6 protein-coding genes are annotated in these 9,667 nt (G+C 64.6%); 1 reads left to right on the top strand and 5 read right to left on the bottom strand.

All coding sequences use genetic code 11. The features are described from left to right. Positions 1-625: 625 nt before the first annotated feature. Positions 626-1,888 (top strand): Hsp70 family protein, encoded by a 1,263-nt coding sequence (locus tag Q0672_RS21170; protein WP_298625612.1) that lies wholly within the window; start codon positions 626-628, stop codon positions 1,886-1,888. On the opposite strand, the gene Q0672_RS21175 is transcribed toward Q0672_RS21170, so the two are convergent. From Q0672_RS21175 to scpA, 5 genes are all read right to left on the bottom strand, one after another. After that, complete coding sequence (locus Q0672_RS21175) at positions 1,879-2,625, bottom strand: glutamine amidotransferase (protein WP_298625600.1); 747 nt, start codon at positions 2,623-2,625, stop codon at positions 1,879-1,881. The two genes, Q0672_RS21170 and Q0672_RS21175, sit on opposite strands and share 10 nt — an antisense overlap. A gap of 633 nt (positions 2,626-3,258) precedes the next feature. Next, positions 3,259-5,271, bottom strand: coding sequence for an acetyl/propionyl/methylcrotonyl-CoA carboxylase subunit alpha (locus Q0672_RS21180; protein WP_298625602.1), 2,013 nt, complete (start codon positions 5,269-5,271; stop codon positions 3,259-3,261). Between the two features lie 20 nt (positions 5,272-5,291). After that, on the bottom strand, positions 5,292-6,827 hold the full coding sequence (locus tag Q0672_RS21185) for an acyl-CoA carboxylase subunit beta (protein ID WP_153160791.1): 1,536 nt from the start codon (positions 6,825-6,827) through the stop codon (positions 5,292-5,294). A 36-nt stretch (positions 6,828-6,863) separates the two neighbouring features. Continuing rightward, positions 6,864-7,862 (bottom strand): methylmalonyl Co-A mutase-associated GTPase MeaB, encoded by a 999-nt coding sequence (gene meaB, locus Q0672_RS21190; protein ID WP_298625607.1) that lies wholly within the window; start codon positions 7,860-7,862, stop codon positions 6,864-6,866. A 60-nt stretch (positions 7,863-7,922) separates the two neighbouring features. Next, positions 7,923-9,667: methylmalonyl-CoA mutase (gene scpA, locus Q0672_RS21195; protein ID WP_298625609.1), on the bottom strand; the 1,745-nt coding region annotated here is incomplete at its 5' end.

Below are 9,667 nucleotides of genomic sequence, written 5' to 3' on the forward strand. Positions count from 1 at the left end.
TTTCGTCTTCCATCGCCGTACTCATGTGTCGTTCCTTTCAAGGTTAACACCTGAGCAGGGTTTTACTGGGTCAATACATACCTCCAGAAAAATTGCTGGGCAGCAATTTTTAAAACCCTCAACAGGCCAGGTTAATCCGAATTTTGCAGAGGCTAAACGCAAAGCTGCAATTTATTAATCCCGAATCCGCCCAGCTTTTTTCCGATTCGTTCGAGAGTCACGTCGAATCGAGAACAATAAATTGCTCCGGGGAATTAATTAATCCGATTTTTTTCGCAGCCCCGGCCCGGCGCAGCAATTTTTTAATTGCTTCGAGCAATTAATTATCTGGCTGGCGGATTCAAGCTGGCGCTTTTCGGGAAAAAGCTGAAGCGGCGCTGAATCAAACCTGCCCGCCCGGGGATCGGGTAGGGAGGGGCCGGGGACAAGCTGGCGGGATTCCATCCAGACCTGGAACATCTCGCCATTTTTCTGGCGTATTTTGGCGGCTGGCTGCGGGTTTTGCGGGTTAAATGCGAGCGGCGTGCCGAGCGTGACAGCCCTGCCGCCTGAGGTGGGCGACGCCCTCTTCCTCGCCACCTCCAACCGGCGTAACATCCGCCCCCCGCTCTCCCCACGCCAGTCCATGAATGCCGCTCCCGCCCGCGCCTGCGGAATCGACTTCGGAACCTCCAACTCCACCGTCGGCTGGCTGCGGCCGGGCGCACAGACGCTGCTGATCCTCGAAGATGGCAAGCCCACCCTGCCGTCGGCGGTGTTCTTCAATGCCGACGAGGAATCCACCCACTTCGGGCGCGATGCGCTCGCCGAGTACCTGGAAGGCTACGAGGGCCGGCTGATGCGGGCGCTCAAGAGCCTGCTGGGCAGCAAGCTGATGGAGGGCAGCACCGAGGTGGGCGGCCGCGCCCTGTCCTTCAAGGATCTGCTGGCGAGCTTCATCGGCGAGCTCAAGCGCCGGGCCGAGGCCCAGGCGGGCCGCGGTTTCGAGCAGGCGGTGTTCGGCCGGCCGGTGTTCTTTGTGGATGGCGACCCGAGCGCCGACCAGCGCGCCGAGGACACCCTCGCCGCCATTGCCCGGCAGGTGGGTTTCAAGGAGGTGAGCTTCCAGTTCGAACCCATCGGCGCGGCGCGGCACTACGAGGCGGGGCTGGACCGGGAGGAGCTGGTGCTGATCGCCGACATCGGCGGCGGCACGGCGGATTTCTCGCTGGTGCGCCTGTCGCCCGAGCGGGCCCGCCACGTGGATCGCAAGGACGATCTGCTGGGCAACGCCGGCCTGCACGTGGGCGGCACGGACTTCGACCGGGCCCTGTCGCTGGAATGCGTGATGCCGCTGCTGGGCTACCGGGGCCTGATGAAGAGCGGCGCCGAAGTGCCGTCCGGGCTTTTTTTCCAGCTGGCCACCTGGCACACCATCAACTTTGCCTACACCCGCCAGGCCTTCGCCGATTTCCAGCAGATCTACCGGGACGCGGCCGCCCGCCGCGAGCTGGATCGCCTGGCCCGGCTGATCGGCCAGCGCGAAGGGCACTGGCTGGCGCTGCAGGTGGAGCAGGCGAAGATCGACCTGTCCACCGCCAACACCACCCGGCTGCACCTGGACAGGCTCGAAGCGGGCCTCGTCCACGACATCACCGCAGAGGCCTTTTCGGCTGCCACGCGCACGCTGGTGGAACGGGTTGCGGCCACGGTGGCCGAGCTGCTGGATCAGGCCGGCGTCGCACGGGATCGGGTGGATACGCTGTATTTCACCGGCGGGGCGAGCGGCGTGCCGCAGCTCCGGGCGCGCATTGCGGCCGAGTTGCCGGCCGCGCGCAGCGTGGAGGGCGATCTGTTCGGGAGCATCGGCGCCGGCCTCGCGGTGGAGGCGGCCCGGCGTTACGGCTGAGGCAGGGGTTCGCAGCCCGGCCCGCCAGTGCGCTCCATCACGAAGTCGGCAAAGCGCCGCAGCAGGCTGGTGGCGGCGTGGGTTTCGGTGACGGCCGCCGTCAGCGCATCCGGATTGGCGCCGCCCTGGCGCAGGCGGCTCGAGAGCTGGGCGATGTAGCATTTCATCGCCACGGTGTCGAACTCCGGGTGGAACTGCACGCCCCAGGCCGCCTCGCCAAAGCGAAAGGCGTGGTGGGGCTCGAAATCGCTGGAGGCCAGGCACTGGGCGCCCGGCGGCAGGCGGCGGGCCGTCTGGCTGTGCACCACATGGGCGGGAAAGGTGTCGGGCAGATCGGCGAACAGCGGGTCATGCCGCGCGGCGTCGGACTTGCGGACGCAGACGGTGCCGATCTCCATGCCTTGCGGATGCCAGTCGGCCTCGCCGCCCAGCGCATGGGCCAGCAGCTGGTGGCCGTAGCAGATGCCCAGCACCGGAAGGCCTTCGGCCACCCGGCCGGCAAGCCAGCGGGCGGTGGCTTCGCTCCAGGCCTCGCGGTCGGTGACCATCGAGGGCGAACCGGTGAGCACCGCGGCCGCCACCTCACCCGCCGCCGGCAGGGCCTCGCCCTTGCGTGGGTCGACCACCCGCACCGGCACATCGCCCAGCCCGGACGAGATCCAGCTTTCGAAGTCGCCCTCGCGGTTGGCGAGGACCGGGGTGTAATCGCCCAGCTTGACGATGAGCAGCGGTGGCACGGCAACAGGCTCCGGTTGTTTGGATGATTCTCGGATATCCAACGCGCGAGCACCGTTAAGTGTTGAACGGCGCTAGGTGTTAAATCGGCATCTGATACAAAAAAGTTCAGCGCGCTCGCGCCGGGCGTCGCCGAGGTGTGCGGTGAGGAAGGCCTGTCGCGGCACGAACGGGCACTTCCATCCCGGATTCCGAATCGCCGCCCCCTGTAGATCGGACTTCAGTCCGACAGCACGGATTAAGCTCGCCTGCGCTTGTCGGACTGAAGTCCGACCTACAGGACGAGGCCGTGCTGAGGGTTGGGGCGAGGACGACGGGGCCCGCTGCGATCCCACTTGCAGGGGCGACGAGCCGCACTGCAGGAAGCAGCGCTTGCACCCCGCATTCCGGATCACCCCACCCTGTAGGTCGGACTTCAGTCCGACAGCACCGGTTGAGCAGCCAAGCGGTCGTCGGGCTGAAGTCCGACCTACAGGACGAGGCTGGGGGCGCTGCAGCAAAAAAAAGGGGCCGTCCTAGGACGACCCCGATCCCTCGACAGGAACCCGCCCCGAAAGACGAGTCTCCCTCCCCATCGAACGAAAGCGTTTTCTCGCCTCGCCGGGCTGGAGCGGCCCGGCGAGGCGGCGAATCGATTACTCGAACTCGATGATGACTTCGTCCACCGCCAGGCTGGCGCCGCCGGCGGCAACGATCTTCTTGACCTTGCAGTCCTGCTCGGCCTTGAGGATGTTTTCCATCTTCATGGCTTCGATGACCGCCAGCTTCTCGCCGGCCTTCACTTCCTGACCAACCTGCACAGACACTTCGCGCAGCAGGCCCGGCATCGGGGACAGCAGGAACTTGGAGAGGTCGGGCGGCAGCTTCTCCGGCATCAGGGACAGCAGTTCGGCGGCGCGGGCGCTCATGACCATGAAGTCGGCACGGGTGCCCCAGTGGAACAGGCTGTACTTGGTCTTGTGGCGCTCCACCTGGAGGGTGAAGGGCTCGCCGTTGCAGGTGCCGTTGAAGAGCGATTCGCCGAGCTTCCAGCTGGACTTGAGCTCGTAGCTCTTGCCCTTGTATTCCACGTGGTAGCCGCCATCGATGGGCTTGGCGACGACCGGGTGGTGCTCGTTGCCTTCCTTGTTCAGGCGGATGACCATCCAGTCTTCGCTGACGATGCGCTCGTGGCCCTGGAGCTGGCCGGAGATCGAGGCGGAACGGTCGGTGAAGGCGCGGTAGACGTAGGCGGCCACCGAGACCAGCAGCGCCGGATCATCGTGGGGCACCATCGAGGCGTCGAAGCCGGTCGGGTAGTGCTTGGGGATGAAGCCGGTGTCGAAGATGCCCGAGTGGAAGACCGGGTGCTGCATCAGCGCGGCCTGGAACGGGATGTTCGACGAGATGCCACGGATCACGAAGCCGTTGAGGGCGTCGCGCATGCGGTCGATGGCCTGGGCGCGGGTCGGGGCGTGCACGATGAGCTTGGCGATCATCGAGTCGTAGAACATGGAGATCTCGCCACCATCGTACACACCGGTGTCGACGCGGGTGGTGCCCTTGTCGTCGGTGGTCTCCTTCGGCGGCAGGAACTTCACCAGGCGGCCGGTGGAGGGCAGGAAGCCGCGGAACGGGTCTTCGGCGTTGATCCGGCATTCCATCGACCAGCCGTTGATCTTCACGTCGGCCTGGGAGAGGGGCAGCTTTTCGCCGTAGGCGACGCGGATCATCTGCTCGACGAGGTCGAGGCCGGTGATGAGTTCGGTGACCGGGTGTTCCACCTGGAGACGGGTGTTCATCTCGAGGAAGTAGAACTCCTTGGTCGCGCCGGAGACCACGAATTCGACGGTACCGGCGGATTCGTAATTTACGGCACGGGCCAGTGCCACGGCCTGCTCGCCCATGGCCTTGCGCATCTCGGCGTCGACGAAGGGGCTCGGCGCCTCTTCGATGACCTTTTGGTGACGGCGCTGGATGGAGCAGTCACGTTCGTTGAGATACACGTAGTTGCCGTGGGAGTCGCCCAGCACCTGGATTTCGATGTGGCGCGGCTCGAGCACGTACTTCTCGATGAAGACACGGTCGTCGCCGAAGGAGTTGCGGGCTTCATTGACGCAGGAGGAGAAGCCTTCGTGGGCTTCGGCGTCGTTGTAGGCAACCCGCAGACCCTTGCCGCCGCCGCCGGCGGAGGCCTTGATCATCACCGGATAGCCGATCTTCTTGGCGATCTCGACGGCTTCGTCGGGGCCGGCGATGGCATCGTTGTAGCCGGGAATGGTGTTCACACCGGCTTCGATGGCGAGCTTCTTGGACTCGATCTTGTCGCCCATCTTGGCGATGGAGTAGTGCTTCGGGCCGATGAACTTGATGCCTTCTTCTTCAAGACGGCGGGAGAACTCGGCGTTCTCGGACAGGAAGCCGTAGCCAGGGTGCACAGCCTGAGCACCGGTCTGCTTGCAGGCAGCGATGATCTTGTCGGCGACCAGGTAGGACTCTTTCGAGGCAGCCGGGCCGATGCAGACGGCTTCGTCGGCCAGTTCAACGAACAGGGCGTCCTTGTCGGCCTCGGAGTACACGGCGACAGTGGCGATGCCCATCTTGCGGGCGGTCTTGATGACGCGGCAGGCGATTTCGCCGCGGTTTGCAATCAGGATCTTGGTAAACATGTTCTTGGCGTCCTCGGCGATCACAGCGGAATGTTGCCGTGCTTGCGCCACGGGTTGTCGAGCTGCTTGTCCTTGAGCATGGCCAGCGAGCGGGCGATACGCTTGCGGGTGGCGTGCGGCATGATGACGTCGTCGATGAAGCCACGGGCGCCGGCCACGAACGGGTTGGCGAACTTGGCCTTGTACTCGGCTTCGCGCTCGGCGAGCTTGGCGGGATCGTTCTTCTCTTCGCGGAAGATGATCTCCACCGCGCCCTTCGGGCCCATCACCGCGATTTCGGCGGACGGCCAGGCGAGGTTCACGTCGCCACGCAGGTGCTTGGAGGACATCACGTCATAGGCGCCGCCGTAGGCCTTGCGGGTGATCACGGTGACCTTCGGCACGGTGCATTCGGCGTACGCGTAGAGCAGCTTGGCGCCGTGCTTGATGATGCCGCCGTATTCCTGGGCGGTACCCGGCATGAAGCCCGGCACATCGACGAAGGTGACGACCGGAATGTTGAAGGCGTCGCAGAAGCGCACGAAGCGGGCAGCCTTGATCGCGGACTTGATGTCCAGACAGCCGGCGAGGACCAGCGGCTGGTTGGCCACGATGCCGACCGGCGAACCATCGATGCGGCCAAAGCCGATGATGATGTTCTTGGCGTAGTCGGGCTGCAGCTCGAAGAAGTCGCTGTCGTCGACAACCTTGACGATCAGCTCCTTCATGTCGTACGGCTTGTTGGCGTTGTCCGGCACCAGGGTGTCGAGGGAGTAGTCGAAGCGGTCGGCCGGGTCGTTGGTCGGCGTGACGGGCGGCTGCTCGCGGTTGTTGGCCGGCAGGAAGTTCATGAAACGACGCAGCATCGAGAGGGCCTCGACGTCGTTCTCGAAGGCCAGGTCGGCCACACCGGACTTGGTGGTGTGGGTGACGGCGCCGCCGAGCTCTTCAGCGGTCACGTCTTCGTGTGTCACGGTCTTCACGACTTCCGGACCGGTCACGAACATGTAAGACGAATCCTTCACCATGAAGATGAAGTCGGTCATCGACGGCGAATACACCGCGCCACCGGCACAGGGGCCCATGATCATGGAGATCTGCGGCACGACGCCGGAGGCCATCACGTTGCGCTGGAACACGTCGGCGTAGCCGCCGAGGGAGGCCACGCCTTCCTGGATGCGGGCGCCGCCTGAGTCGTTGAGGCCGATCACCGGGGCGCCGACCTTCATGGCCTGGTCCATCACCTTGCAGATCTTCTCGGCGTGGGTTTCGGACAGGGAGCCACCGAACACGGTGAAATCCTGGGAGAACACGAACACCAGGCGGCCGTTGATGGTGCCGTAACCGACGACGACACCGTCACCCGGGGTCTTTTCGGCCTGATCCATGCCGAAATCGACGCAGCGGTGCTCCTTGAACATGTCCCATTCCTCGAAGGAATCCGGGTCGAGGAGCAGTTCGATACGTTCGCGGGCAGTCAGCTTGCCTTTCTTGTGCTGGCTGTCGATACGCTTCTGGCCGCCACCAAGGCGGGCCGCTTCGCGCTTCTTTTCCAGCTGGTGGATGATGTCGTGCATTTACAGCCTCCAGTCAATGATTCGGGTGTGTTCTTTTCAGCCCAGATGGCCGAGCAGCCGGGCTGCGGCTGCGGAAGGCGTGGCCTGGCCGGCCTCTACGGCCGCCTGCAAGCCGGGCAGATCCTGTTGAACCGCGGCGTGGCCTGCAAACCGGGCCCGCAGGCCCTGGTCAATGAGTTCCCACATCCACGCCCGGGCCTGTTGGCGCCGTCGCGCGTCGAACTCGCCGCTCCGTTTCATGGTGGAGCGGTAATCCTCAATGGTATTCCAGAATTCGGCGACGCCCTGCTTCTGCAACGCAGAAAGCATGAGCACTGGCGGCGTCCAGTTGGGCGACGAATGGCGGAGCATCCCCAGCGCGCTCTTGATCTGCGAGCGGGCCACGTTGGCGGCCTGGGGGTTGATGTCGGCCTTGTTGATGACGATCAGGTCGGCGATCTCCATGATCCCCTTCTTGATCGCCTGCAGGTCGTCGCCGGCGTTGGGGAGCTGGAGCAGGCAGAAGATGTCGGTCATGCCGGCCACGGCGGTCTCGGACTGGCCAACGCCGACGGTCTCGATGATGATCACGTCGAAGCCGGCGGCCTCACAGACCAGCATGGCTTCGCGGGTCTTTTCAGCCACGCCGCCCAGGCTGCCCGCCGAGGGGCTCGGGCGGATGAAGGCCGAGGTGTTCTGCGAGAGGAGTTCCATCCGGGTCTTGTCGCCCAGGATGGAGCCACCGGTGACGCTGGAGGACGGATCGACCGCCAGCACCGCCACCTTGTGGCCCTGCTCGATGAGGTACAGGCCGAGGGCCTCGATGAAGGTGGACTTGCCGACGCCCGGCACGCCGGAGATGCCGATGCGCATCGAATTGCCGGTGTGGGGCAGCAGGCCTTCGAGCACGCTGCGGGCCCGTGCCTTGTGGTCCGGCCGCTGGGATTCGATCAGGGTGATCGTCTTGGCGAGCGGGCGCAGCTGATGCTTGAGCACGCCGTCGACCAGAGCCTGATCGATGGCGTCACGCTGCGGAATGTCGGCAGGCATGTTCATGGAAGACATCAATGACGCGCACGCCGGCTTTCGCCGGCGCGCTGTTCCTCAACGGTTCGCTCAGGCCTTGCGGGCGGCGCGGATCTGCTTCAGCACTTCGCGGGCGGCAGCCGGGATCGGCGTGCCGGGCCCGAAGATGCCGGCCGCACCGACCGCGTACAGCGCGTCGTAGTCCTGAGCCGGAATCACGCCACCGACGAAGGTGATGATGTCGTTGGCGCCCTGGTCCTTGAGGGCCTTGATGACGGCCGGCACCAGCGTCTTGTGGCCGGCGGCGAGGCTGGAACAGCCCACGGCGTGGACGTCGTTCTCGACGGCGTGACGGGCAGCTTCTTCCGGAGTCTGGAAGAGCGGGCCGATGTCGATGTCGAAGCCCAGGTCGGCGAAGGCCGAGGCCACCACCTTGGCGCCACGGTCGTGGCCGTCCTGGCCGAGCTTGGCGATCATGATGCGCGGACGGCGGCCTTCTTCGGCCACAAAGGCGTCGATGTCGGCCTTCAGGGCCTGCCAGTCTTCGTTACCTTCGACCACCGAGTTGTAGATGCCGGTCACGGCCTGCGGGTTGGCACGGTAGCGGCCGAACACCGCTTCCAGTGCGTCGGAGATCTCACCGACGGTGGCGCGCAGACGCACGGCCTTCACGGCGAGATCCAGCAGGTTGCCTTCACCGGTCTTGGCGCACTCGGTGAGGGCGGCCAGCGCGGCGTCGACGGCGGCCTGATCGCGGGTGGCGCGGATGCGGGCCAGGCGCTCGATCTGGGCTTCACGCACGACGTGGTTGTCGATGTCGAGGATGTCGATCGGATCCTGCTTGGCGAGCTTGTACTTGTTGACGCCGACGATGACGTCCTTGCCGGAGTCGATGCGAGCCTGCTTCTCGGCGGCGCACTCCTCGACCTTCATCTTGGCCCAGCCGGATTCGACGGCCTTGGTCATGCCGCCCATGGCTTCGATCTCTTCGATCAGCGCCCAGGCCTTGTCGGCCATTTCCTGGGTGAGCTTTTCCATCATGTAGGAACCGGCCCACGGATCGACCACACTGGTGATGTGGGTTTCTTCCTGGATGATGATCTGGGTGTTGCGGGCGATGCGGGCGGAGAACTCGGTGGGCAGCGCGATGGCTTCGTCCAGCGCGTTGGTGTGCAGCGACTGGGTGCCGCCAAACACCGCGGCCATCGCCTCGATGGTGGTGCGCACGACGTTGTTGTACGGATCCTGCTCGGTGAGCGACCAGCCGGAAGTCTGGCTGTGGGTACGCAGCATCATGGACTTCTGGCTCTTCGGCTCGAACTGCTTCATGAGACGCCACCACAGCATGCGCGCGGCGCGCATCTTGGCGATCTCGAGGTAGAAGTTCATGCCCACCGCCCAGAAGAAGGACAGGCGGCCGGCGAAGGTGTCCACGTCCATGCCCGACTTGATGCCGGTGCGCACGTATTCGACGCCGTCGGCCAGCGTGAAGGCCAGCTCGATGGCCTGGTTCGCGCCCGCTTCCTGGATGTGATAGCCCGAGATCGAGATGCTGTTGAACTTGGGCATGTGGGTCGACGTGTAATTGAAGATATCAGCGATGATCTTCATCGACGGCGTCGGCGGGTAGATGTAGGTGTTGCGGACCATGAACTCCTTGAGGATGTCGTTCTGGATGGTCCCGGACAGCTTGTCCTGCGAAACGCCCTGCTCTTCGGCGGCAACGATGTAGCCGGCCAGGATCGGCAGCACGGCGCCGTTCATGGTCATGGACACCGACACCTTGTCGAGGGGAATCTCGTTGAAGAGGATCTTCATGTCCTCGACGGAGTCGA

Origin of the sequence: uncultured Zoogloea sp., assembly GCF_937894855.1 — a bacterium.
GTDB classification, from domain to species: Bacteria; Pseudomonadota; Gammaproteobacteria; order Burkholderiales; family Rhodocyclaceae; genus Zoogloea; species Zoogloea oryzae.

Bases quoted from the DNA above. Each gene is read 5' to 3' on its own strand.
- Q0672_RS21180 (WP_298625602.1), bottom strand. From the start codon at position 5,271: ATGTTTACCAAGATCCTGATTGCAAACCGCGGCGAAATCGCCTGCCGC.
- meaB (WP_298625607.1), bottom strand. From the start codon at position 7,862: ATGAACATGCCTGCCGACATTCCGCAGCGTGACGCCATCGATCAGGCT.
- Q0672_RS21185 (WP_153160791.1), bottom strand. From the start codon at position 6,827: ATGCACGACATCATCCACCAGCTGGAAAAGAAGCGCGAAGCGGCCCGC.
- Q0672_RS21170 (WP_298625612.1), top strand. From the start codon at position 626: ATGAATGCCGCTCCCGCCCGCGCCTGCGGAATCGACTTCGGAACCTCC.